Annotated in this window: 25 protein-coding genes and 2 pseudogenes; 15 read left to right on the top strand and 12 right to left on the bottom strand. The window is 69.6% G+C overall.

Translation table 11 applies throughout. The features are described 5' to 3' along the window. Positions 1–117: 117 nt before the first annotated feature. Entirely contained in the window at positions 118–672 is a 555-nt protein-coding gene (locus ABZZ17_RS24055) for a GNAT family N-acetyltransferase (protein ID WP_356878409.1), read from the bottom strand. Between the two features lie 488 nt (positions 673–1,160). Between ABZZ17_RS24055 and ABZZ17_RS24050 the strand changes: the two genes are divergently transcribed. Then, the gene (locus ABZZ17_RS24050) at positions 1,161–1,805 is read left to right on the top strand and encodes a hypothetical protein (RefSeq protein ID WP_356878369.1); all 645 of its coding nucleotides are present in this window, start codon (positions 1,161–1,163) and stop codon (positions 1,803–1,805) included. A gap of 455 nt (positions 1,806–2,260) precedes the next feature. Continuing rightward, complete coding sequence (locus ABZZ17_RS24045; protein ID WP_356878368.1) at positions 2,261–2,491, top strand: DUF5133 domain-containing protein; 231 nt, start codon at positions 2,261–2,263, stop codon at positions 2,489–2,491. A 638-nt stretch (positions 2,492–3,129) separates the two neighbouring features. Here the strand turns inward: ABZZ17_RS24045 and ABZZ17_RS24040 are convergent. The 4 genes from ABZZ17_RS24040 to ABZZ17_RS24025 all read right to left on the bottom strand — a co-directional run bounded on the left by ABZZ17_RS24040 (position 3,130) and on the right by ABZZ17_RS24025 (position 6,089). After that, entirely contained in the window at positions 3,130–3,303 is a 174-nt protein-coding gene (locus ABZZ17_RS24040) for a hypothetical protein (protein ID WP_356878367.1), read from the bottom strand. Between the two features lie 63 nt (positions 3,304–3,366). Further along, a complete protein-coding gene (locus ABZZ17_RS24035; RefSeq protein WP_356878366.1) occupies positions 3,367–4,416 on the bottom strand; it encodes a hypothetical protein in 1,050 nt (349 codons plus the stop codon). Then, a complete protein-coding gene (locus tag ABZZ17_RS24030; protein WP_356878365.1) occupies positions 4,410–4,958 on the bottom strand; it encodes an EF-hand domain-containing protein in 549 nt (182 codons plus the stop codon). The genes ABZZ17_RS24035 and ABZZ17_RS24030 overlap by 7 nt, the downstream gene beginning before the upstream one ends. Before the next feature lie 486 nt (positions 4,959–5,444). Next, positions 5,445–6,089 (bottom strand): hypothetical protein, encoded by a 645-nt coding sequence (locus ABZZ17_RS24025; protein ID WP_356878364.1) that lies wholly within the window; start codon positions 6,087–6,089, stop codon positions 5,445–5,447. Positions 6,090–6,153: 64 nt separating this feature from the next. Between ABZZ17_RS24025 and ABZZ17_RS24020 the strand changes: the two genes are divergently transcribed. The 11 genes from ABZZ17_RS24020 to ABZZ17_RS23970 all read left to right on the top strand — a co-directional run bounded on the left by ABZZ17_RS24020 (position 6,154) and on the right by ABZZ17_RS23970 (position 14,170). Beyond that, on the top strand, positions 6,154–6,438 hold the full coding sequence (locus tag ABZZ17_RS24020; RefSeq protein WP_356878363.1) for a hypothetical protein: 285 nt from the start codon (positions 6,154–6,156) through the stop codon (positions 6,436–6,438). Positions 6,439–6,455: 17 nt separating this feature from the next. Beyond that, positions 6,456–7,004 carry a hypothetical protein gene (locus ABZZ17_RS24015; RefSeq protein WP_356878362.1) on the top strand — a complete coding sequence of 183 codons (549 nt, stop codon included), beginning with the start codon at positions 6,456–6,458 and terminating at the stop codon, positions 7,002–7,004. Between the two features lie 309 nt (positions 7,005–7,313). Next, the gene (locus tag ABZZ17_RS24010) at positions 7,314–9,227 is read left to right on the top strand and encodes a copper resistance protein CopC (RefSeq protein ID WP_356878407.1); all 1,914 of its coding nucleotides are present in this window, start codon (positions 7,314–7,316) and stop codon (positions 9,225–9,227) included. A 533-nt stretch (positions 9,228–9,760) separates the two neighbouring features. Continuing rightward, complete coding sequence (locus tag ABZZ17_RS24005) at positions 9,761–9,985, top strand: CbtB-domain containing protein (RefSeq protein ID WP_341622146.1); 225 nt, start codon at positions 9,761–9,763, stop codon at positions 9,983–9,985. A gap of 20 nt (positions 9,986–10,005) precedes the next feature. Next, a complete protein-coding gene (locus ABZZ17_RS24000; protein ID WP_356878361.1) occupies positions 10,006–10,833 on the top strand; it encodes a CbtA family protein in 828 nt (275 codons plus the stop codon). Positions 10,834–11,033: 200 nt separating this feature from the next. Then, positions 11,034–11,708, top strand: coding sequence for a hypothetical protein (locus ABZZ17_RS23995; RefSeq protein ID WP_356878360.1), 675 nt, complete (start codon positions 11,034–11,036; stop codon positions 11,706–11,708). 84 nt (positions 11,709–11,792) lie between these two features. Next, positions 11,793–12,290, top strand: coding sequence for a copper resistance CopC family protein (locus ABZZ17_RS23990; protein WP_356878359.1), 498 nt, complete (start codon positions 11,793–11,795; stop codon positions 12,288–12,290). After that, positions 12,290–12,631: a cytochrome c oxidase assembly protein gene (locus tag ABZZ17_RS23985; protein WP_356878358.1), complete on the top strand. Its 342-nt coding sequence runs from the start codon at positions 12,290–12,292 to the stop codon at positions 12,629–12,631. The genes ABZZ17_RS23990 and ABZZ17_RS23985 overlap by 1 nt, the downstream gene beginning before the upstream one ends. 8 nt (positions 12,632–12,639) lie before the next feature. Beyond that, the gene (locus ABZZ17_RS23980) at positions 12,640–13,308 is read left to right on the top strand and encodes a thioredoxin domain-containing protein (RefSeq protein WP_356878357.1); all 669 of its coding nucleotides are present in this window, start codon (positions 12,640–12,642) and stop codon (positions 13,306–13,308) included. Continuing rightward, positions 13,305–13,658, top strand: coding sequence for a hypothetical protein (locus ABZZ17_RS23975; protein ID WP_356878356.1), 354 nt, complete (start codon positions 13,305–13,307; stop codon positions 13,656–13,658). Before ABZZ17_RS23980 ends, ABZZ17_RS23975 begins: the two co-directional genes overlap by 4 nt. Positions 13,659–13,708: 50 nt before the next feature. Continuing rightward, the gene (locus ABZZ17_RS23970; protein WP_356878355.1) at positions 13,709–14,170 is read left to right on the top strand and encodes a DUF3093 domain-containing protein; all 462 of its coding nucleotides are present in this window, start codon (positions 13,709–13,711) and stop codon (positions 14,168–14,170) included. Positions 14,171–14,649: 479 nt separating this feature from the next. On the opposite strand, the gene ABZZ17_RS23965 is transcribed toward ABZZ17_RS23970, so the two are convergent. Further along, the gene (locus tag ABZZ17_RS23965; protein ID WP_356878354.1) at positions 14,650–15,597 is read right to left on the bottom strand and encodes a cation diffusion facilitator family transporter; all 948 of its coding nucleotides are present in this window, start codon (positions 15,595–15,597) and stop codon (positions 14,650–14,652) included. Positions 15,598–15,683: 86 nt separating this feature from the next. Here ABZZ17_RS23965 and ABZZ17_RS23960 point away from each other — a divergent pair. Both ABZZ17_RS23960 and ABZZ17_RS23955 read left to right on the top strand, forming a co-directional pair. After that, positions 15,684–15,875 (top strand): annotated as a pseudogene (locus tag ABZZ17_RS23960) (alpha/beta fold hydrolase); the annotation flags it as partial. A 41-nt stretch (positions 15,876–15,916) separates the two neighbouring features. Then, positions 15,917–16,102, top strand: a complete 186-nt coding sequence (locus tag ABZZ17_RS23955) for a hypothetical protein (protein ID WP_356878411.1) — start codon at positions 15,917–15,919, stop codon at positions 16,100–16,102. Between the two features lie 12 nt (positions 16,103–16,114). Here ABZZ17_RS23955 and ABZZ17_RS23950 read toward each other — a convergent pair whose 3' ends face one another. The 6 genes and pseudogenes from ABZZ17_RS23950 to ABZZ17_RS23925 form a co-directional block, all read right to left on the bottom strand. Next, positions 16,115–16,747, bottom strand: a complete 633-nt coding sequence (locus tag ABZZ17_RS23950; RefSeq protein ID WP_356878353.1) for an isoprenylcysteine carboxylmethyltransferase family protein — start codon at positions 16,745–16,747, stop codon at positions 16,115–16,117. Next, positions 16,744–17,493 carry a cation transporter gene (locus tag ABZZ17_RS23945; protein WP_356878352.1) on the bottom strand — a complete coding sequence of 250 codons (750 nt, stop codon included), beginning with the start codon at positions 17,491–17,493 and terminating at the stop codon, positions 16,744–16,746. The genes ABZZ17_RS23950 and ABZZ17_RS23945 overlap by 4 nt, the downstream gene beginning before the upstream one ends. Next, the gene (locus tag ABZZ17_RS23940) at positions 17,493–17,828 is read right to left on the bottom strand and encodes a metalloregulator ArsR/SmtB family transcription factor (protein WP_356878351.1); all 336 of its coding nucleotides are present in this window, start codon (positions 17,826–17,828) and stop codon (positions 17,493–17,495) included. The genes ABZZ17_RS23945 and ABZZ17_RS23940 overlap by 1 nt, the downstream gene beginning before the upstream one ends. A 310-nt stretch (positions 17,829–18,138) precedes the next feature. Beyond that, the gene (locus tag ABZZ17_RS23935; RefSeq protein WP_356878350.1) at positions 18,139–18,882 is read right to left on the bottom strand and encodes a DUF1775 domain-containing protein; all 744 of its coding nucleotides are present in this window, start codon (positions 18,880–18,882) and stop codon (positions 18,139–18,141) included. Positions 18,883–20,568: 1,686 nt separating this feature from the next. Continuing rightward, a pseudogene (locus ABZZ17_RS23930) lies at positions 20,569–21,294 on the bottom strand (PIG-L family deacetylase); the annotation flags it as partial. A gap of 50 nt (positions 21,295–21,344) precedes the next feature. Further along, positions 21,345–21,938, bottom strand: a complete 594-nt coding sequence (locus tag ABZZ17_RS23925; protein ID WP_356878349.1) for an NUDIX hydrolase — start codon at positions 21,936–21,938, stop codon at positions 21,345–21,347. Positions 21,939–21,995 lie beyond the last annotated feature (57 nt).

Genomic DNA, 21,995 nt, shown 5'->3' with positions numbered 1-21,995 from the left:
TCGGTCCCCGCAGCGGTGGCGAAGACCGCATCAAACCGGCCTGAGTTCCGGCTCAGCGTCAAGTCCGGAAGAACGTCGTCGACCCGATCAATCCCGCTGCCCGCGTGGATGCGCTGTTCACGCGCCCGCAGCTCCGCTGGTTGTGACGTACTGGTCCGACGACAACTCGAACACGCGAACTCGCCGGCCTCCTGTGGGATTGACGGTCTCACGAACCGGATGCATCCCCAGTTTGGTCATGATCCGTTCGGAGGCGTCGTTGCCCACTTGAGTGATGCTGACGATCCGCTCCAGCCCTCGCTCTTCGAACCCGAACCGGACAGCGGCCGCAGCGGCCTCGGTGGCCAAGCCCTGCCCCCAGTGGGAACGTCCCAGCCGCCAGCCGACCTCCACCGCCGGCAGTACTTCCGGCAAGAACTCGGGCACCGAAAGGCCGGTGAACCCGGCCAGCTCGCCAGTGGACCGGATCTCCACGGCGAACAGGCCGAAGCCCCGTGACTCCCACTCGCTCTCCCACGCCTGGATCCCGCGGCGAGTCTGCTGCTCGTCACGGACGCTGCCGTCACGGATCCACCGCATGACCTCGGGGTCGGCATTGACGGCAGCCATGGGCGCAACGTCCTCTTCGCGCCAGCGACGCAGGATCAATCGGGGAGTTTCAAGCGTGACCATCCAATCATTTTGGATCACGAACTGGGTCTCCGCCATCATCACCAGGCACTTTCGATCCACGCCCTGGAGGTCCGGGACCCTCGGCAGCCGCGCTGGTCAGGTGTGGATGCCGCTGTTGGGGCCGTACTGGCTGTCGGCGGTGTCGTCGTTGAACCAGTAGTCGCCGGCGGCGAGGTAGCGGAAGGAGTGGGTGCTGTCCTTGGCAATTTCCACGGCGTCAGGGGACGGCACCTCGCCGGAAAAGCAGGTGCCGGTAGAAGCGGCCCCTGTTGTGTCGATGAGTGCCGGGCAGCACTTCGAGGCGTATGGGCAGGGGCGGGTTTCTCTTGCATGCGAGGGCTTTGTGGGGGCGATCGGGTGATCTGGGTGTTCATCCTGTTCACCGTTTCGCAGGTGAAACGTTGTGTCTGCAGTCCCAGCGTTCCCGACGCCCTGGCCTCAGACGGCGGGCCGGGCTGCGCGGTACCTCACACAACAGGAGAATGACCATGAGCATGTGGAATCGGCTGGGCCGGCGGATGGCCTCCCTGGCCACGGTGATCGGTACCGGCGTCGCGCTGCCCTTCGTCGCGGGCGCGACACCGGCGCACGCCGCGCCCGTGCTCGACGTGGCGAAGTTCCACACGGGCGACTTCGCCAGGGGGGAAACCGGGGTGTACCGCTTCCAGCTGAGCAACCGCTCCACCTCTGACCCGACGACGGGAACGGTGACCCTCACGGACACCCTCCCGCAGGGCCTCACCGTGCAGGGCACGCTTTCGCAGGCCTCCTGGGAATGCGATCTCTCCACGACGTCAATCACGTGCACCAACAGCAGCGTGGTGGGCCCGTTCGAGTCCTACCCCATCATCGAACTGACGGTCAACGTCGCGGCCGACGCCCCCTGCACGGTCACCAACACGGTCACCGTCTCAGGCGGAGGCAGCCCGGCGGACTCGTACAGCGACCCCACGACCATCACGGGCGGTGACTGCGACGACGATGACAACGGCAACGGGGGCGGTGGCTCGATCCTGCCCGTCAACCTCAACGGCGTCCTCCCGTTCTTCAACAACATCAGTACGAACAGCAACATCAACAGCCCCCAGGCCAGGAACAGCAACCGTCAGGAGCTTGGGCTCAACGCCCCCTGAAACCGCTGACTTCCCCGTGCGGGGCAGTCCGTGACGGCACGGGTATGCGGGTCAGGGCCGGAACCCAGAGCGCTCTGGGGGCACGACCGGACCGCCCCCGGCTCCCGGCATCCCCATTCCTGCGGGATGCCAGAGGCCACGTCCGCGCCCCGCGCCTTCGCGGATGCCCGCCCGAGCGATCGAACTGGCGGCCACACCTTCGGCGCCTTGTCGATGTCCTTGCCACGGAGGCGGAGCGGTGTTCGGGAGGGCACCCTCCGGACCCCGCGTGACATGACGGCGGGTGGGGCCACGCCGGGCCCGCGAAGCGGAGACCGGCCCGGTCGGGGCACGGACGCGCCGCAAGGCCGGTGACGGCTACCGGGTGGAGATGCAGGCGGGCGGAGGGGGTTCAACGGTGATCAGCCGGGTAGGCGGCGGTGACCTGATGATCCTGTTGGCGAAAGGTACTGCTCATGCTGATGGCTCACCCGGCGGTGCTCCCTGGTCTCGTCGAACGCTACTGGGCGCTGGCCGTACTCGACGCCGCGGAAGACGGCTCGCCGGTGGGCCGGGAGCTTGCGGACGTTGAGCGGGCCCTGTGTGTGGCCACAGGCACCATCGACATCCACGCCGCCTTGATCGCCGCGCGTCATCAGCTCCCCGGGGCCGGCGTCCTCGACGACTCCTTGCTCGCCTCTCACTGAACGGCTGAGAGCCCATCCGCTGCCCTCGCCCCTCATAGAGGCGCGCTGTGGAGCGGGGGATACCGCCGCGGAACTTCCGGTCCGGTTAGGTGGTCAGCGGCGGCACTTCGTCGGCAGAGCCGGTGCCGGCACGGCCAGTCGCTGTTGTATATTGGATCTTGAGCTCGCGGCCGTGAACAACGGTTGACGGGTCTGGCGTTGGTGGTCCAAGGAAAGACACCCCACTTCCCGTGGGGGAATGCAGGTGCAAGGCCTGCCCAGCGCTCGGTCAAGGCCCGGCCTCCTTCTGGAGGCCGGGCCTTTTTGCTGGGTGCTGCCGGTTTTTTGGGTGCGTCCGGTGGATGGCCGGGCGTGCGTTCCGCTGGGGGCAGCGGGCCGGCAAAGCGCCCTGCCCTGTGCTGAGAGCGAGCTGGGCGTAGGACCGGACCTGACCTGGTCCGGACCGTCCTGTCGTCGACCCCAGAGACGACGCGGGGGACACACCCCCGGAGTGCACTGCTGACGACGGCTGGGAGGTCGCCCGCCCTCTGGGCGGAACCTCTCTCGACGGTGTACGGATGGCCGGGTTCCGGGAACTTACGGGCAGCGGGCTGGACATGCGGGTGCTGCCGCAGCCCGCCGGGATCGTCGTCATCGGGCTAGGAGCCGGCCCGGTCACGGTGGAGAACGCCTCCGGGCACCGGGCACTGAGGGGTCTCGTCGCCTCCCTGTCGGCAGGTCCGGCCCGTATCCGCGGCGAGGGCGTCGAATGCGTCCTGCTGGACGAGCTCGGTCCCGAAGAAGCCGCTGCCGCCGATGATCAGAACTGTCACTGTAGAACTCGCCCCGGAGGCGTGACGCTTCCGGGGACGTTTGCCTCCTGGCTGCAGGGGAGGTCAGGCTTGCTGGCCTGATGTGTCGCTGGAGCGTGGTTCTTCCCCGTAGTGCGGGGTCCCGGTGCCGTGTGGGGCTGCATGGTAGCGGCCGGCTTCGGTCATCCATTCCAGGTTGGCGTGGGGCACGAGCAGGTAGGCGCAGGCGACTTTGCTGGCGGCGCGGGCCGTGGCGGGGGTCAGCGCCAGCCGGGAGTACAGGGGCGACAGGGCCCGGGCCGCTAGGTGCAGGTCGTTCATCCGCTCGGCGGTCCGGTGGATGACCCAGTCGATGGCCTCGGCGCGCGAGAGCCCGAGTTCGTGCTCGGCGACCAGGACATGGTTGGTGAGGCTGCCGGCCCGCTGTTCCCTGGCCAGTGAGACGAGGTCGTTGCACCAGGCGGCGGCGTCGTTGGCCGCGTCCGCGACGTCGGTCCAGGCCTGCGCGGTCGCCAGGGCATGGGGAAGCTCGGTCCCCAGGATGGCCTCGCCGACCTCGTAGATGAACGTGGCGAAGGTGGCCCGGCGGTGGGCCGGATACGCGGCGAGCGAGGCGGGAAGGCCGGCCTGCCGCGTTTCGAGTTCCCAGAGGGTGGCCTTGCGGGTGTTCTCCAGACCAGCGCGAAACCGGCGGCGCCAGTCTGGGCTCATCGGTGGCGCCGTGGCGCGCCAGAGCTCGTCGAAGGCCTTCACGAGGGGCGCGCGGGAGGCAAGCTCCCCGTCGTACTCGGTGCAGTGGATGAAGCTGTTGAAGGTGTCGTCCACCTCCCGGGCGCTCGCGGGGCGCATCCGTTCGTCCCAGTGGTCGTCGAGCAAGCCGATCCAGGTGCACCAGCGGGTGAGCAGGGCCAGCTGTCCGAAGCTCAGCTCGCTGAACATCCGGCCGGCCAGGCGGTGGCCGCCGATGCCGCGCAGGCGGTGTTCGCCCGCGTCATCGGCGGCCAGGCCCACTTCCCGTGCCCAGGCGCGCGCCAGGTGGCCGGCCCGCTCGGTGTCCGGGTGCAGGCGGCAGCTTCCGCGCAGTGCGGGGACCTGCGCGACCAGCGCCGCCTGGGGGCTCGCGTAGGTCAGCAAGGCTCGCCGAAGAGGAAGTTGCCCACGGCGTCGGGGTCGGCGGAGGTGTAGTACTCCCGGGTCGCAGTCAGCAGTTCGGTGACGGTGAGCTGTCCGTCGCCGTCGCGGTCGAGCTTGGCGAACGCGGTCGCGGCGTGTGCCTCGGTGCGGCCGAAGGCATCCTGGAACACCTTGAATTCCTGCTGGTCGACCTGGCCGTCACCATCCAGATCCAGGGCCGTCACCACCGCGCGCGCAGCCGGCTCGAAGAGGGCGTCGAACCGGTCGCCGTCCACGAAGTTCACGATCATGGAGCGCTCGAACTCGTCCCTGGAGAGCCGGCCGTCCTTGTTCTCATCGGCCACGGCGAGCAGGCCGTCCCAGAAGGTGTCGAAGGAGTCCAGCACCGCGCGTCCCCGCTCAGAGGCCGGTGAGACGCCCAGACCGGTGAGCAGCCGGGCACCGAGGCCCTGCATGTCCTCAAGCGCGGCATAGCCGCTGTTGTCCACATCGATGTGCTGAAAAGAGTTGTTGATCTTACGGACCTGCAGATCGGTGGCCATGTGCTACTCCTGTCAAAGGGACGAAGTCGTCCTCAAGGTCATCCACCAAAAGAACGACCGCCCCCAACACCCCGTTACGGGTCCCCTCACCCGACATCGGGTAGTCAGGCACAGTGAGGCGGCCGGTTCTGGTGCTCAGGAGGGTCAACCTGAACAGGTCATTAAGGAAGGGGCAGAACGCTGACCTGGTTTCGGCGCGGGCATCGCCCACTCGCCGGGCGACGCGACCGCTCCTCCCGGGAGACGGTGGCCTTTCTGGTGCAGGGTGGCGCGGCAGGCGACCCGAGCCCCGGTTACCCACCCCCGTAGTGGACCAAGGGGATCGGCTGCCTTCCAGGACCGGCGGTTTGCCGACCTCGAAGCCCACATCGCGGGCACCTGACAACCCGGTGCAGAACCGCTACGTCCGACCCGATGGCCACGGGAATACCGTGGCCTTGGGCCGGACAACATGCCAGACTCCGCGCATTTTCGACGCCTGACGAGTCAGTCGCCGTAGCTGTCGTCGGTCGCCTGCTTCCGGTGACGATCAGGGTCGTAGATCGCGGTGAGAAACGGCGTGATTCCCAGGGCATAGAAGCCGTACTCCAGTTGCTGGTACCACGCTCGTTCGCTCTCAAGCTCCTTGGACACCTGAACGGGTACTCCGCCGGTGTGGTCGCCGGTCGACACCATGACGACGAACGACGTGCCCTCGTCTGCTGGGGCAGACGGATTCGCGATCACCGTGAAGTCCCAGGTTGCCGCGCCGGGGACGTCCGAGCCGGCATCCAGGCGCCGCAGGACGAACGTCGGCTGTCGCAGCAGCACTTTGGACTGCGCCCGGATCGCCATCGTCTTCCGTCCCACGATCCGCCAGGGTGGCTCGGGGCGGGTGTGGTGAACGTCGGAAAAGAGTTGCTCCCGCAGTTCCGAGTACTCTGCGGCTGTCTGGGCCAAGGCTCTTGTGTCCTCTGCCAGTTGACGTCTGGTGTCGCAACTGTTGAGCAGGCCGCCCAGTGAGTGAAGTCTGTCCCGGATCCATGGCTTGAGGAAACGGTCAAGGGCGCCCAGCCGGTAGGCGTCCTCGGCAGACTCCGCAACCAACAGCGCCCCACGCGCCAAAGCTTGATATTCGTCTGTGAGATCCATCAGCTCCCCTCCCCGAGGCGACAATCACCTCTCACTGTATCGATCAACAAACCGACAGCGAAGGTTGATCGGACAGAACGCGACGTTCGCAGTGACCCGTTCCCGGCACACCCTTGGTGACAAGCAGCGCACCGATCTTGGTGCCGCTCCGGCCATCCTGGCCCGAAGGTGGGACGAAATCTCGGCGCAGTACGCGGAGAAGGAAGGCGCCGCGGCCCCAGGAAACCGCTTCTCGGCAAGGCTCATCGACGGAACCGACGACGAGACCGGCGGCCCTAGGGTCAACGAAACGTTCACGCTGAACCGCATCCTCGACGGGGACGCGTTCTACGTGAAGATCACCCCCTGAGCAGCGACGGAGTCCCCGTGCCCCTCATCGCCGAATACAGCACCAACGCCCGGCCGGATCGCGGGATCGTCGAGGTATACGACAGCGACGCCTACCCCGGAGACGAGGAGGCCTTGGACCGTTCAAGGACACAGGTGGTCGCCGGAAACGGCTACCACCTCTACCTGCACAGCCTCCAGCCGGACATCGAGGTAGAGGTCACCATCAGGATCTGGGACAGCCCCCAGAAGACCCCGGAAGACGGTGAGGGCACGGTCCCGCTGTCCTTGGAGTCTGAGACCGGCCAGCTCGTGGTCAACCAGCTCACCTTCGGGCCTGCAGGGGTGATGGACCTGCCACGACCGGGCGTCTACGAGGGGCACGCAGCCTGGAGCGGACGCCGGGCCACGGCCGCCTACTACAACACTTGCCTTCAACGCTCGGCCCAAGAAGCGTGGAGCTCGGAACGGATCGGTGCAGCGTGGAGACAGAGCCCCAACGCGGAGAGGTACATCCTCAACCTCTGGTTCGTCAGGGAGTCCGAGCCGGACGGCGAGGACGACGAGGACGACGAATGGAGCGCGTGATGCTCTGCTAGAACGGTGTTGTGTTCCCTGCGTTCCCTGCTCCCGCGCTGGCCCCACTTGGGGTGGGGGTCAGTCAGTCACGGTTTGAGTCGCGGAAGAAGAACCCGTCTCCAGATGGGACAGCCCGTGACCTCGTAGCCATACAGGGAAAGTGACCCGAGTTGCACCCTCTGCGCTGTCTTTAGCCGAAGTTGCTAGAACAGCTCGGTCTCTTCCTCAGCCGCACTATCGTCCACAACTCTCCATCGCCGAAGGGATTTCCGGGCGGTGGTGCCGCCGTTGACGACTGCCGCCGGAGACCGTGCCTTCATGCCCAGTGGATCATTTTCCGCAAGGAGGTCATTGACCATCCTGGCGCTGGTTGCCGCCACGTTCGCACTGCTCCTCAGCGGGGCTGGCGCGGCATCCGCACATGCCAGCCTGAGCGGCTCAGACCCTGGCGACGGTAGCGTCCTCAAGACGGATCCCAGGCACGTCACGCTCACGTTCACCGAGTCGGTCAGCTTCGCCGAAGACTCACTCAGAGTGCTGTCGCCGGAGAACGAGCGGGTCAATCCCCGCCCCGCGCAGCACGTGGACGGCAAGGAGAACACCGCACGGGTAGAGCTGAGCGGCAAGCTGCCCCAGGGCACCTACACGGTGGCATGGCGCGTCGTCTCCGCCGACGGGCATCCGATCTCCGGCGCCTTCGTCTTCTCCATCGGCAAGCCGTCCGAGACCGCCGCCGTGGTGGCGACCGACTCACCGGACGACACAGCGGTCGGCCGCCTGTACGGCGTCTTCCGCTACGTCGCCTACAGCGGCCTGGCCCTCCTCGTCGGGGCTGCCGGGTTCGTCCTGCTGTGCTGGCCTGCCGCAGGCGCCACGCGTCCGGTACGCGTCCTGCTGGCAGCGGGGTGGGTGGCATTGACGGCGTCCACGGTGGCCCTGTTCCTGTTGCGCGGCCCCTACGAGACTGCTGGCGCGGTGACTTCGGCGTTCGATCCGGATCAGCTGGTCCGGACCGCCAGCGGGAAGTCCGGCGTCGCCCTCATCGCACGGCTCGTGCTCCTGGCGGCCACCGCGGTGTCCCTCCGGCGGCTGGTCCCACAGCGCGAAGCTGCCGATGACGGATCGTCGCGGGACCTGGGAGTCCGCGTCCGCCTGGCCGGCGCGTCGCTCGCCGTGGCCCTGGCGGTCACATGGGCCGCGGCCGAACACGCCTCCGCCGGCCTCCAGGTGGCACTGGCCATGCCGGTCGCCGTACTGCACTTGTTGGCCATGGGGGTCTGGCTGGGCGGCCTGCTCACCCTGCTGCTCCTCCTGCGGCGCCGAGGACCCGGCAGCCGGGACATCCCGGCGTCCGCAATCGGCCGCTTCTCGACGCTGGCCTTTCGCGCCGTCGTGGTCCTGGTCGGCACCGGGGTGTACCAGTCCTGGCGGCAGGTCGGCTCCTGGGAAGCGCTGTCGACCACGGCGTACGGCAGGACCCTCGTAGTGAAGGTCGCCGCTGTGGTCCTGGTGCTGTGCGTAGCCTCCTTCTCCCGCCGCTGGACCGCCCGCCTCGCGCACGAGGCGTCGTCGCCGGCGAAGGAGGTGATGACGGTGCCCGCCCCAGAGCGGATGCCGGTCGCCCAAACGGTCGGGGCTGCCACCTCACCGGTGGGAAGCCGCTCCGACAACCTGTCCGCTGGGCCGGCTGGGGAAGGGCTGAGCGACGAAGCCGAGCCGCCCATCCCTGATGCCGACACCTGCCGGCGGAGCCTGCGTCGCCTGGTGACCGTCGAAGCCGTACTCGGTGTCGTGGTCCTGGCGATCACCACCCTGCTCACCGGCACCCAGCCCAGCCGCGCCGCCGACGAGAGGGCCTCGGCGACCTCCGTCGAGGAACCGCGGGTGAAGGTGGTCACGGTCCCCTTCGACATGGGCCAGGCCGATCACCGCGGCACGGTGCAGATCACGCTGGCGCCGGGGCAGGTCGGCGAGAACACGGTCGAAGCCGTCGTCTTCACCGCGGACGGCGGCCTCGCCGCAGTCCCGGAACTCCGCCTCACCCTCACCCAGGAAGCCCTCGGGATCGGCCCGCTCGACGCCAAGCTCAAGGACCAGAAAGGGTACTGGGCCACCTATGACCTGCGGCTGCCCATGCCCGGCGAGTGGACCCTGAACATCACGGTGCGTACCACTGACATCGACCAGGTGACCGTGCGCGAGTCCGTCCGCATCACGCCGGTATCGAGGTAACGACCCCTGCCTGAAAGGTCCCAGGGAGGGAACGTCGACCGCTGCCAGACCGTCCCACGCGGTACCCACCCGCGACGCCGGTACGCGGCGACGTCACGCACCGATGCCGCTGGCGCTGGCCGCGGCCTGCGCGCTGCTGATCGTCGGCTGCGCCGGGGACGCCCAGCCCGACGCCGAGGCATCCGCCGGGAGCGCAGCCATCGGCCCGAACCCGAGCGCTCCGAGTGCCCCCTGCCTGGCCTCATGAGCTGTTCAAACGCTGCGCGATACGTGCTGGAGTGGCGCACGAGGCCGCTGTGACGGTGATCTCAGCAGGTGAGAGCACTTGGCGGGGTGGCATGTGCACGGTACGTTTCGCTGCGACAACAACGACGGCACGACGGAAGTCCGGTGAGATTCCGGCACGGTCGCGCCACTGTATAGCCGGACCCGACGCCTTTTCGGAGCGGTCGATGCCGGTGAGTCAGACCCGAGGGCCGTCGTCCGAGCTCCACCGTATTGGGACGCGCTGTTCCCAGGGAGGTCTTGCCGCCATGGCTCAGTCCACCGTTTCCGCTCCTGTTGCCCCCGCCCTGGGTTCCGACGCCCCGCTGCCGGTCCGCGCCGTGCTGCCCTGGGCCGTGTTCGTCGGTCTGCTGATGATCGTCGCCCTCTACTTCGTCGGCGCCGAGCAGGGTGCCACCGCCGTCTTCGCCGGCGAGGGGGTGCACGAATGGGTGCACGACGGTCGTCACCTGCTCGGTTTCCCCTGCCACTGACCTCGTAGGGAACCGATCTCATGCATGCAGCAACCGTAAGAAAGCTTCTCGTCCGCGGAATGATCGCGGGCCTCCTGGCCGGATTGATGGCGTTCGCCGTCGCCTACGTCCTGGGCGAGCCGTCGGTCCGTTCCTCCATCGCGTTGGAGGAGGCGGAGGCCGCGCCTGCCGCCGGGCATGGTCAGCACGGCGGTGGCGACGCCGCCGCGGCTCCTGCTCCGGCGGAAGAGGAAGAAGAGCTGGTGAGCCGACCGGTCCAGTCGACGTTCGGCCTGGCCACCGGGACGCTCGTCTACGGTGTCGCGCTCGGCGGCATCGCCTCGCTGGCCTTCAGCTTCGCCCTCAACCGGATCGGGAGGTTCAGCCCCCGGGCGACCGCCGCCCTCACCGCGGCCGGGGTCTTCACCACCGTCTACCTGGTGCCGTTCCTCAAGTACCCGGCGACCCCGCCGGCCGTCGGCAATCCCGACACCATCGGCAAGCGCACCACCTTGTTCTTCCTGATGATCCTGCTGAGCGTCCTGCTCGGACTGGGCGCGGTGATCGCGGGCCGGCGCCTGGCGCCGCGCCTGGGCAACTGGAACGCCACGGTCGTGGCCGGCCTCGGCTTCGCCGCAGCCGTCACGCTCGCGTTCGTCTTCCTCCCAACCAATGGCGACGCGGTCCGGGAGAGCTTCCCGGCCGCACTGCTGTGGGAGTTCCGGATGGCCTCCCTGACCGTCCAGGCAGTGCTGTGGGTGGCCTTCGGCCTGATCTTCGGGGCGCTGGCAGCGCGGGTCCTGGGGTCCCGGGACGCCGCGTCGGACGACAGTCCGGCGGCGGAGCGAGCGGCCGCGTCTGCGGCCTGAGCGAAGCAGAAGGAGGGGTCCACCAGCTGAAGCCGGTGGACCCCTCCTTCGTGTCCGGGACCGTCGTGTCCCGGGCTCGCAGGGCGGAATCGGATCCGGCTGCGACGACAGCAGGGCACCGGGATACCCTGCGGGAGGTCCTCAGGCTCCTTGCGAGTCACGGGCCCGCCCTGGAACGTCTCCCGAAAGTGCAGCAGCCCATGTCCGCCACCCTCGTACCGCGGCCGCCTTCGCCGGCCCGCGGAGTGGTGCGCGGTCTGCGGGCCGGCGCCCTGGCGGCGTTGTGCGTATTGCTGCCGTTGGCGGGCCACCTGCTCGCGCAGGGGCACATGCCCCGGTGGGCGCTGCTGCTGGGCATGGCCGCGATCGCCGTACCCAGCGCGGTGCTGCTGACCCGGCGCAAACTCTCCGACACCCAGCTCATGGCAGCGTTGGCCGGTGCCCAGTTGGCCTACCACGCGGCGTACTCGCTGCCGGGAGCCTGCGCGGCCGTAGGCGGTTCGCGGGAACCCATGGCCCTGGTCGAACACGCCTCCGCGGCGGGTGTCCCGCCGGAGGTCTTCTTCGCCGGGCACCTGGTCATGCTGGTACTCGCCGCGCACCTGTTCGGGCTCACCGAACGGCTGCTGTGGCGCGGCGGACCGGTCCTTGAGGCGCTGCGCGCCCTGCTGATGTTCGTCTGGCCGCCCCTGCCCGCAAGCAACGGGCCGAAGGCGGCCTTGCGGGATCTGGAGCCGGGCGCGATGCCGCCGTCCGCGATCGTGGTCCGGCTGCACGCCGGACGCGCACCGCCGAGGTCTGGGCACGCCGTCCTGTGGCGTGCCCCTCTCCCGACGACCGGGCTGTCGTCCGGCGGAGGTTTCTGCCTGGCCTAGCGGCCGAGGGGAGAGGCCGTCCGCGGGCGGCGGCGTGTCCTGCTCCGGCTGGTCCGGGGAGCACAGAGAGACCTCTCCCTCTTCATGCACTCCTATTCCCGGCGTGCCGCCCGTGCGGCGGCCCGCACCCTCGTCGTACCCCTCAGCGCAGCCCTCCTGTGGGCTGCCGCTCCGACCGCGTCGGCACACACCGACCTGACCTCCAGCACGCCGGCCGACGGCACGACCCTGGACGCCCTGCCCGCAAGCATCGGGCTGACCTTCAGCGACGACATGTCGCAGGAGTACGCCAAGGTCGCCCTGACCGCACCGGACGGAACCCCGGCGGGCGCCGGGGAGCCATGGGTCGAGGGCAAGAGCACCTCCCTCGCCGTGAAGCCGGCCCTGCCGTCGGGCAGGTACACCGTCGGCTACCGGGTGGTCTCGGCCGACGGCCATCCCGTGTCCGGCTCCTACAGCTTCACCGTCCGGGCGGCGGCCCCGGCGGCCCCGGCGGCCCCGGCGGCCCCGGCGGCGCCGTCGAGTCGCACGCCGTCTTCGCCGAAGGCGTCTGCCGAGGCCGGTGCCGCGGCTTGTCCGTGATGAGCTCCACCGGCATCATCGGCGTCGGCCGGTGGGAGGCGGTGGGCCGCACCTGGGGGCCGGACCTGGCGCAGGACCAATACAACGGCGGTGCGATCGCCTGGGCCACCGGCGACATCCCCGTCCTGATCACCACGATCACCCTGGCCGTGCAGTGGGTCCGCTCCGACCGCCGTGAAGCCCGCCGGGACGACCGGCAGATCGACCGCGGCGACTCCGGCGACCCGCTGGCCGCCTACAACGCGTACCTGGCGAGTCTCCACGCCCGCGACCGCCGCCCGCAGCGGCCGACAGCCCAGCCCGCCCGCCGGGCCGACACAGCCGAAGACCGGACCACGTAGAGGAAATCATGACGAAATTCAAGAAGAACCTGCTGGCCCTCGCTGCCATTGTCGCCGTGCTCGCCGCCGCCTTCGGGACGTTTCTGCTGGTGAAGCCGGACGACTCGGCCACAGCGGCTCCGCCCCTGCCCGCCGCGGGCGAGGCGCGGGCCGTACGCGAGGACAGCCACCGGTTGACCGATCCGCAGCGCAGCGAGATGACCCTCGTCGAGTTCCTCGACTTCGAGTGCGAGGCCTGCGGAGCCGTCCACCCGACGGTCGAGCGGCTCCGCGAGGAGTACGGCGACCGGGTCACCTTCGTGGCCCGCTACTTCCCGATGCCCGGCCACCGCAACAGCCGGACCGCGGCCGTCGCCGTCGAGGCCGCAGCCCGGCAGGGCAAGTTCGAGGACATGTACAAGAAGATGTTCGCCACCCAGAAGGAATGGGGAGAGCTCCAGAACTCCCAGGCGGACCTCTTCCGTACCTATGCCGAGCAACTCGGCCTCGACATGGACAAGTACGACGCGGCAGTGAAGGACCCGGCGACCGAGGAACGGGTCAAGGCCGACCAGCGGGACGGCATGGGCCTGAACGTGCAGGGCACTCCCACCTTCTTCCTCGACGGCGAGCGCATCCAGACACCCCGCACGTACGAGGCGTTCAAGGCTCTGATCGACGAACGGCTGGCCAAATGACAGGGGCCAAGGAGGGGCTGGAACTGGCCCGCAGGACCAGTGAGGCCCGCGGCTACCCGGACCGCGTTTCGGCACCGGGGATCGAACTCACCGACCTGTCGGACGGCCGGCACCCCCGGGTGATGGTCGTTGCCTGCTCCGACGCCCGGCTGGCGCCCGAGCTGCCGGCGACTTCACTGCCGCCAGGCCACAGCCATGCGCTGCGGCAGCTGGACGTGCTGAGCGACTACGCCTGCATCGCGCCCCGCGTCGCGGACGGCACCCTCCGCCTGCACGCCTGGTACCACGAGCCGGGGACCAGGGCCACGCTTCGCTTCCGGCCCGACGGCGGCGCCTTCCTGCCCCTGTGAAGCACCACCCCGCCACCGACACCACCCCGCACGAGCGAGGACCTGCCCCCATGACCTCACCCGCACCGCTCTCCTACGACGAACGGCTTACCGCACCACGAACCTGGTGGCTGATCGCCGTCGCCGTCGGCTTCGCCATGGCACTCATCGTCATGCCCTACGGAGGCCTCGCCGCCCTGGGCGGATTCGCCGTCGGCACCCTCATCGCCTGCATGTGGGTCAGCGCACAGGGCTCGGCCCGCATCCGTGTCACGAGCGGGCTGCTGGTCGCCGACGACGCACGGATTCCGCTCAGTGCGCTGGGCGAGGTTCACGTCCTGGAGGCCGAAGAGGCGCGGGCCTGGCGGACGTACAAGGCGGACATGCAGGCCCACATGATGATGCGCAGCTACATCACCAGGGCGGTCCGCATCGAGAACACCGACCCGGGCGACCCGACACCGTACGTCTACCTGTCGACCCGCACCCCGCAGGCACTGGCCGACGCCCTGGAAGCAGCCAGGACCCTCTGAACCCACCGCTGTTGCCTCGCTCTCACCAGGATCTGCTGCACGCCATGACGATCACATCGACGCTCCCGCCGCCCATCCGAGCGTCGCGGTGGCGTGCGCTGCTGAGCTGGTTGTGCTGCGTTGCCGCACTCCTGCTCGCCGTCATGGTGTGCCACCGGCCTGCTCCCGCAACGGCCGCCGCAGCGCCATCAGTTTCGACACCGACCACCACAGTCGGCGTCGAGGACGGTGGTGCGATGGGAGGCGAGCGGGACTGCGGTATGACGTCAGCCCCGGCCGCCGACGTGGCAACGTCCACCACGTCGGCACGGTCACCTCGTCCCACGGCACGCAGGTCCTCGGCTTCCTGCCGACCGACGACAAGGCGCACGTCCTCTACACCAGCGGGACGCCGATCGGCTCGTTCGTGAAGGACCTGCCGTGCTGGCCAAGGGCGCCAGCACGGCAGGTCCTGACCGGCTTGCTGCCCGACGGCTCGGTCAGAATCTGACCGGCTCCTCCGTGTGGTCGGCGGGCTCGACCTGGATCGTGGGGTGCGTGACGCCGTACCGCTCGGCGAGGGTCTCGCGGCTCTGGTCGAGGACGGCGTGCCAGTCGGCGCCATCCTTGATCATCACGTGTGCCGATGCGGCTTCCATGCCGCTGGTGATGGTCCAGATGTGCAGGTCGTGCACCTGCTGGACGCCCGGGATGGCGGCGAGGTCGCGTTCCGCCGCCTCGACGTCGACGCCGGGTGGCGCCACTTCCATGATGATCCGCAGCGCCTGGCGCATCAGCTTCCAGGTACGCGGCAGGATGAACAGGCCGATGGCGGCGCCGATGATCGGGTCGGCGTACTCGAAGCCGGTGGTCCAGATGACGAGGGCTCCGATGATCACGCCGATGGAACCGAGCATGTCGGCGAGGACTTCGAAGTAGGCGCCCTTGACGTTGAGGCTCTCCTTGGCGCCGGCGGTGAGCAGGCGGAAGGAGATGAGGTTGATGACGAGGCCGATGACGGCGACGACCAGCACGGGGAGGCCGGGGACCTCGGACGGGTCACGGAAGCGTTGCACGGCTTCGTAGAGGACGTAGAAGGCCACGCCGAACAGCAGCAGGCCGTTGATGATGGCGGCCAGGACTTCGAGTCTGTAGGTGCCGTACGTGCGCTGGCCCGATGCCGGGCGCTTCGCGAGACGGATCGCGGCGAGGGCCAGACCGAGGCCCAGGACGTCGGTGCCCATGTGGGCGGCGTCGCTGATCAGGGCCAGGGAGCCGGTGATGACGCCGGCCACGACCTCCACCAAGGCGTACGCCGCGGTGATGGAGAAGGCGATGGCCAACGGCTTCTGGTGGCGCTCGCCGGCGCTGCCGATCCGCGGGCCGTGAGAGTGCCCGTCACCGCCGTCGTCCCCGGGCGAGGAGCCGTGGCTGTGGCCGTGTCCCATGATGCTGTTCCTCCTGGTCTGTGGCGCCGGCTGAGCCCGTGGTCAGCCTGGCATTGGTGGGGCCCGAAGCCGCGGACGCCACGGGCATGTTCCGGCAAGGGCCTTCCGACTTCGATGCCCCGCCCGCTCCGTACCAGATGGCCGACATGGCCGGTGACCTCGCAGGCTTGCTGGACGCACTCGGCACCCGGAATGCTGTGGTGATCGGGTATTCACTGGGGAGTTTCACGGCCGAACTGCTGGTCCGTACGCGCCCCGACCTCGTGCCTTCGATGGTGCTGATGGCCGGCGCGGGGCCCGTGACGCTGCCCTGGCCGACGTGCTCGTGCCCGTACTGGTGCTGGCCTTCGAGGCCGACCTGTACTTTCCGCCACGCGCTGCCAAGGTCGCCGCCGGGACATTGCCACAGGGCGCCTTCGTGACGGTGCCCGGAACGCAGGGTGGGCTGCTCACGCACCCTGCTGAGACCACGGCCGCCATCCTCAGATTCCTCACGCCTTCCTGAGCCGGGACCCGATCAGGCCCCGGCGGCGCCGGCGTACCGGCGGCCGACGCCGGGTACGAACCGTCCCGCCCGCGCGGTGTAGTTGACGTAGGCACGGCCGTGGACCCCGGCCAGGTACGGCTCCTCCACCACACGGACCTGGAGCTCGATGGCGAGGACGAGCACGAGCCACGCGAGGACGGCCAGGGCATTCGGCACCATCAGCGCCAGCCCCGCGGCGGTCACGGTCATGGCGGTGAAGACCGGGTTGCGTACGTACGCGAAGAGTCCGGAGGTCACGAGTTCCGTGCGCTCGGTGGCGTCCACGCCGACCCGCCAGGAGGTGCCCATCCCACTCTGCGCCACCAGCGTGGCGGCCATTCCCGCCAGGGCCACGGCGAGCCCCGTCCAACGAAGGGCCGTACTGTCGCCCGCGCCGGGCAGCGCGGGCATTCCGGCCAGTGCGGCTGCGGGAGCCGCCGCACCGCCCAGGAGCGCGAGGACGAAGAGGACGCCGGCCCACCACGAGGCGGATCCGGGCCGGCCCGAGATGCCCCGGAAGCCGGCGTCACCGGTGCGGCGCCGTTGCACGGCGGCGCGAATGCCGAACGCGGTTACCGCCCAGAGGGCGAACAACGCCAGTGCGGTCCATGCCCAGTTGTTCACCGCTCCTCCTCCGTCTTCACCTTCGTATCGGTGGTGCAGCACGTGCTGGCCGGCCCGGCAGCGCAGCCTCCGCCCTCCGCAGCGGAGGGCGCGGACAGTGCGCCCGGCGGGGTGGGTGCGCAGCAGCTCTTGCCCTGCCACGCGTCGCGGCCTTCCTTGACGGCGATGCCGGCGATGACGAGGGCGGCGATCGGGTCCGCCCAGGTCCAGCCGAGAGTGGCGTTGAGGACGAGGCCGGCGAGGACGACAGCGGAAAGGTAGGTGCAGAGCAGGGTCTGCTTGGAGTCGGCCACGGCCGACGCGGAGCCCAGCTCGCGCCCCGCCCTGCGCTGGGCGGCGGACAGGAACGGCATCACCGCGAGCGACAGGGCGGCCAGCACGATGCCCGGCAGGGAGGAAGACGCCTCGCCCGCGCCGCTCAGAGCCCGCACGGCGTCGACAGCGACGTAGGCGGCGAGCGCGAAGAAGGAGACGGCGATGATCCTCAGCGCCCGGTGCTCACGGGCCTCCCGGACCGCGTGGTCCTTGGGGGAGAACTGCCAGGCGACCGCCGCGGCGGAGGAGACCTCGATGATCGAGTCGAGACCGAAGCCGACCAACGCGGTGGAGGAGGCCATGGTGCCCGCGGTGAGGGCGACGACCGCCTCGATGACGTTGTACGTGATCGTGACGGCCACGAGCAGACGTATGCGGCGGGCCAGCGCATCGCGCCGGGCCGGTGAGGGGCCCAGCGATAAGGTCGCCATCAGCAGCAGCCCTTCTCGTCCGCCTCGACACAGGTCCGGTCGGCGGCCACCGTGACCACCGCGGAGCGCAGGTCGTCCAGGGCATGGCCGAGGCGGGAGTCGGCCAACTCGTAACGGGTGCGGCGGCCTTCGGGGACGGCGACGACGAGGCCGCAGTCGCGCAGGCAGGCGAGGTGGTTGGACAGCCGGGTGCGGGAGATGCCCAGCTTGTCGGCGAGGTCGGAAGGATGCGCCGGGGCCTCGCGGATCTCGAGGAGCAGACGGCAGCGGATGGGATCGGCCAGCGCGCGCCCGAAGCGCGCCAAGACCTCGATGTCTTCGGCGATGTTCAGCACACCTCGACAATACATCGCTTCGTGAATTCAGGGAATCCTGAACTGTCGACTGGGGCGGGCGAGCGGTCCCTCCCCACCCGCCGCTCGGCCTCCCCGCCAAGGCGGCACCTGCCGCCGTGGCCCAGAACGTCTCCGTGCTCACTTCCACTCACGCACGGCCTGACCCATGTCCCATGCCGCCCCTGGCGGTGCGCCGGTACGCCGCGCCGCACGAAGGACACCCGCACCACACAGGAATCAGGGCCTCGAGTGGACTCGCGGACGGGGTCGGGACACGGCATCCGCCCTGTCCCGACCCCGCCCGGTCGCGTCAGGCCTGGCTACGGTTGCGGCGTACCCACCAGAAGGTGCCGGCGGCAGCAAGCAGCAGTACGGCGGCGAGCACGCCGATCACGGTCCCTGCGCTGCCGCCCGAACCCTTGTCGCTGGTCGCCTGCGTGCTCGCTGCCGCGACAGGAGCCGTGGGAGCCTCCACCGAGGGCTGAACGGAGGGGGCGGAAGAACCTGTCGCTGGTGACGGTGACGGTGACGGGCTGGGAACGATCGGTTTGGCCCCTGGGGCTGCGGCCTTCAACGCGAGCACGGGGGCAGGGTTGTCGACCTTCTCGCCGTTGGTGGGCACCTCGATCCAGCGGGAGACCTTACCGTCGCTGTAGGTCTCCAGCGTCTTGAAGGCCAGGGACTTCTCGTCCGGCAGCTGGCGCACGGTGACGCTGTACTCGGCGTCCGTGCCGACGGCCAGGGCCGGGCCGCCGATCGTGTACCCGTCCGGGGTGGCGGTCAGCTTCCACTCCTTGGGAGCGTCCTTCACCGCCACGGCGTCCGGAGCGATACCTTTCGGCAGGACCACCCGCAAGTCCGAAATCCCCGCGGTCTCCGACTCGGCCTCGGAGGTGAAGGACAGCGTGACGTTCTCGGCGAGCGCGCGCGGGTCGGAGGCGGTGACCTCTGCGTGCGCGGCGGCAGGACCGGCGGCCGCGCCGACAACCACCAGGGCGCCGGCGGTCGCGATGCCCAGCCTGCGGAGCTGGAGGCGAGTGTGTGATCCGTTCATGATGGAGGAGCCCTCTCGGTACGCGGGACGGGTCTCAACCTGCAGCTGAAGAGCCCGCCAGGGTCAGGGGAACGTCTCCTGCACATCCGGCAGGAGGCCCTCGACGCACCACCGCGTGACAAAGCATCGTTGCCGCCATGGGCCGCACGGCCACGCCGCTGAGCGCAACGGGTACGGTCCGCAAGCGCGGCCGTGCCCCTGGCCGACTGCGGAGACCGAACGTCGCGATGGCCGCCGCAACAGCCGCCTGGACCCATCTGCCCACGGTTTCCGGCAGGCGGCTCAGAGTCCGGTCCGCCCGGTGCATGAGCAGAGCCATGACGCAGGCGGCCACGCAATGAGCTGCTGTCATCGTCCACGTGCTGTGGTGTGCCCGGCGTCCGATCTCCAGCACACTGCCGTGCGCCTCCGTGTGTCCCGCATCTGCCGCCTGCACCGACAGGGCGCGGTGCAGCAGCAGTTGCGCCATCCCGGTCGCCATGACCACGTGCCACCCGGGCCGGCCCGGGCGGGCCGCGAGCCACGAGAGAGCGAAAACGACCGCCGTACCAACGGCCGGCTGCTGCCAGGACACCGGATCCTCCGAGGCCAGGTGATGGCCGACGACCGCCAAAACGGAGCTGAGCAGCGTGAAGACAGCAGCCCGCAGCCCCCGTCCGCCCCACCCCACAGGCTGCGGACACGAACGCATCTGGGCAGAGGCTTCGGCCATGTCGGCCCATCATCCACCTGGGTCGGCTGACCTCATGCCCCAACTGTCAATTGCGGAGCAGTTTTCCCGGAGTGACGAGCTCCGCCGACAGGCTCTGCGGCGCTCTCTGAGAGCGCCGCGGGTGTCGACGGCCTCTTGGTGCACACGGGGGCGACGTATCGGTCCGCACCCGCCGCCTTTCATACTGATCCCCGCCCATCGGCGCTGCGCCTACCGGCGCAGGCAGAACTACGTGCCTGGTCCTGCCGAAGAAGGCCAAGCTGGTGGCCTGCCTGAAGGCTGACCCGGTGACGCGGCGACGGTCGACCTCGCGCCCGGCTTAGCCCGCGATGCGACGGGGCTCGGCCACCACGGCACCGGCGGCCTGGAACTCACGCTTCAATCCGAACGCGATCTGGAGCGCGCGGTCGAGTACTTCCGGCAGAGCTACGCGGTGGCATGGGCCGGCGAGAGCCTTGGTGCCGAGGGAGAGCAGGACGGCGAGGGCAAAGACGATGGCGGAGTGGCCAAAACTGCGGCGCGAGCGGAGCTGCGGTGGATCTGCGTCCAGAATTGCGATCCACCCCGCAGCCGCTCTGAACTCATGAATCTCCGCATCGCGGCTCCGTGAACCTTGCGGACTTCCGGGCGAGTACCTCGGCGAGGAACCCGGGTGCCTGGGCGCCGAGCATTCGGTACAGCGTGACCATGCTGGTGATCGCGGTGTCCGCGACTTCCTCCTGGACATGCAGCCAGGAACCCTGCGTCTTTCGCGGGTTCGTCCCCCAGGCGCCGACCACCGCCTGCGCGGATTCGCCGACCTCTTCGGTGAGCTTGAGGACCTGTAGCGTCCACTGCTGCTCCGGGGTCATCCCGCCCTCGGTGTCCAGGCCGGTGAACAGTTGGCCGAGCATGCCGATCGTGTCCCACACGGCCGGGTACGGCGGTTGCTGCGTGAGGGAGCCCTGCACGGGGCCGGCCAGAGGGCTGGTGTCCAGGCGGGTGTACCACTCGGTGGCCAGGATCCGGTGCCGGACGTCGTCCGGGGCGCCGGAAAGAAGAGCGGGCAGGGCACGCTGGCCTTCGACTTGGCTCCGGTGCGCGAGGATGGCCTCCCACTTCGTCGCCGCCACGGGCCCCACGTCGACGCTCGCGGTGATCTGGTCGTTGGGGGCGCTCCGGACCGTCTTGCCGACGCGCGAGAGAAGCGGGCCGAGGTCGCCGACGCCCGACTGCGGGTGTGTCGCCAGGTACAGGGCGCCTGGCGTCCAGGGTTCGCCTGCCTCGGGGTAGAGGTGGGGGAGACCGGCGGCGTGAACGGCGAGCTGGGTGACGCGGTGGGTGTGCAGGTGGTCGGGGTGGCCGGTCAGCTGGCCGTACTGGTCGTGGGTGATCACGATGTCCGGCCGCAGCTCACGGATGTGGCCGACGATCCGCCCGACCACCTCACCGAGGGGTGCTACACACAGGCGGGGCCGGCCCGGCGCGGACTCGGGAACGCGGGCGTCGGCGTAGCCGAGCATCCGGGGTTTCCCGGCCCCCAGGATCGCGAGGGCATCGGCGAGTTCGGCGGCCCGGTGCGTGTCGGTAGCCCAGGTGGCGGTGACCACGGCGGTCGCCGCGCCCGCGGCGGCGTGCTGTGCGAGGACGCCGCCGGCGAGGAGCGCTTCGTCGTCGGGGTGTGCGAAGACTGCGAGGAGGGAGGGCTTCGGTTGTGTCACGGGTGTCTCCAGACAGAGGGGTCGGTGTGCGGGGACGGGGTGGCTGGCGGCTACGGGTTAGGTGCCGAGCCCTTCACGGTGGCTGCGGCGGGCGGGGCAGCGGACCCGGCGGTGGTGCGCTGCGCGGTCAGCAAGATCGCCGCGAGGGTGCCGGCCTCGGTGATCCGGCCGTCTCCGCACATCGCCACCGCTTCGTCCAAGGCGACCCAGCGCAGCTCCATGTCGGCCTCGCTCGGATCCCGGTGGTGCTCCCCAATGCTCAGGCCCCGGGCGAGGTACAGGTGCTCGCGGGTACGCGCGCCGGCAGGCAGCCGCCACATCATCGTCAGCAGCTCGAACTCGGAGGTGCGGATCCCGGCCTCCTCAGCGAGCTCCCGCCGTGCGGCCGACAGGGGATCTTCGCCGGGCTGGCATCCCCCGCCGGGGCACATCAGGAGCCGTTGTCCGCAGACGTAGACGTTCTCCTCGACCAGGGCGATCCGGCCGCCGTCGTCAAGGGCCACGACGCGAACCCCGTCGGCGGACTCGGTGTACTCGTACGTCCCCATGCTCTGGTCGGTGCGCCGTACGGAGTCCCGGCGCACCACCACCCGGACTCCCGTGTACTGGACGGTCGACGAGACGGTGGTCCAGCCGTCGATCATGCCGACTCCTTCGTCTGAGACTGCTCCACCGGCTGGACGGCCAAGGCTGCTCGGCGG

It is taken from the genome of Streptomyces sp. NPDC006512, assembly GCF_040611935.1.
Taxonomy (GTDB): Bacteria; Actinomycetota; Actinomycetes; order Streptomycetales; family Streptomycetaceae; genus Streptomyces.
Note: the sequence above shows the minus strand (reverse complement) of the source record. Positions and strands in the feature narration are given on the sequence as shown.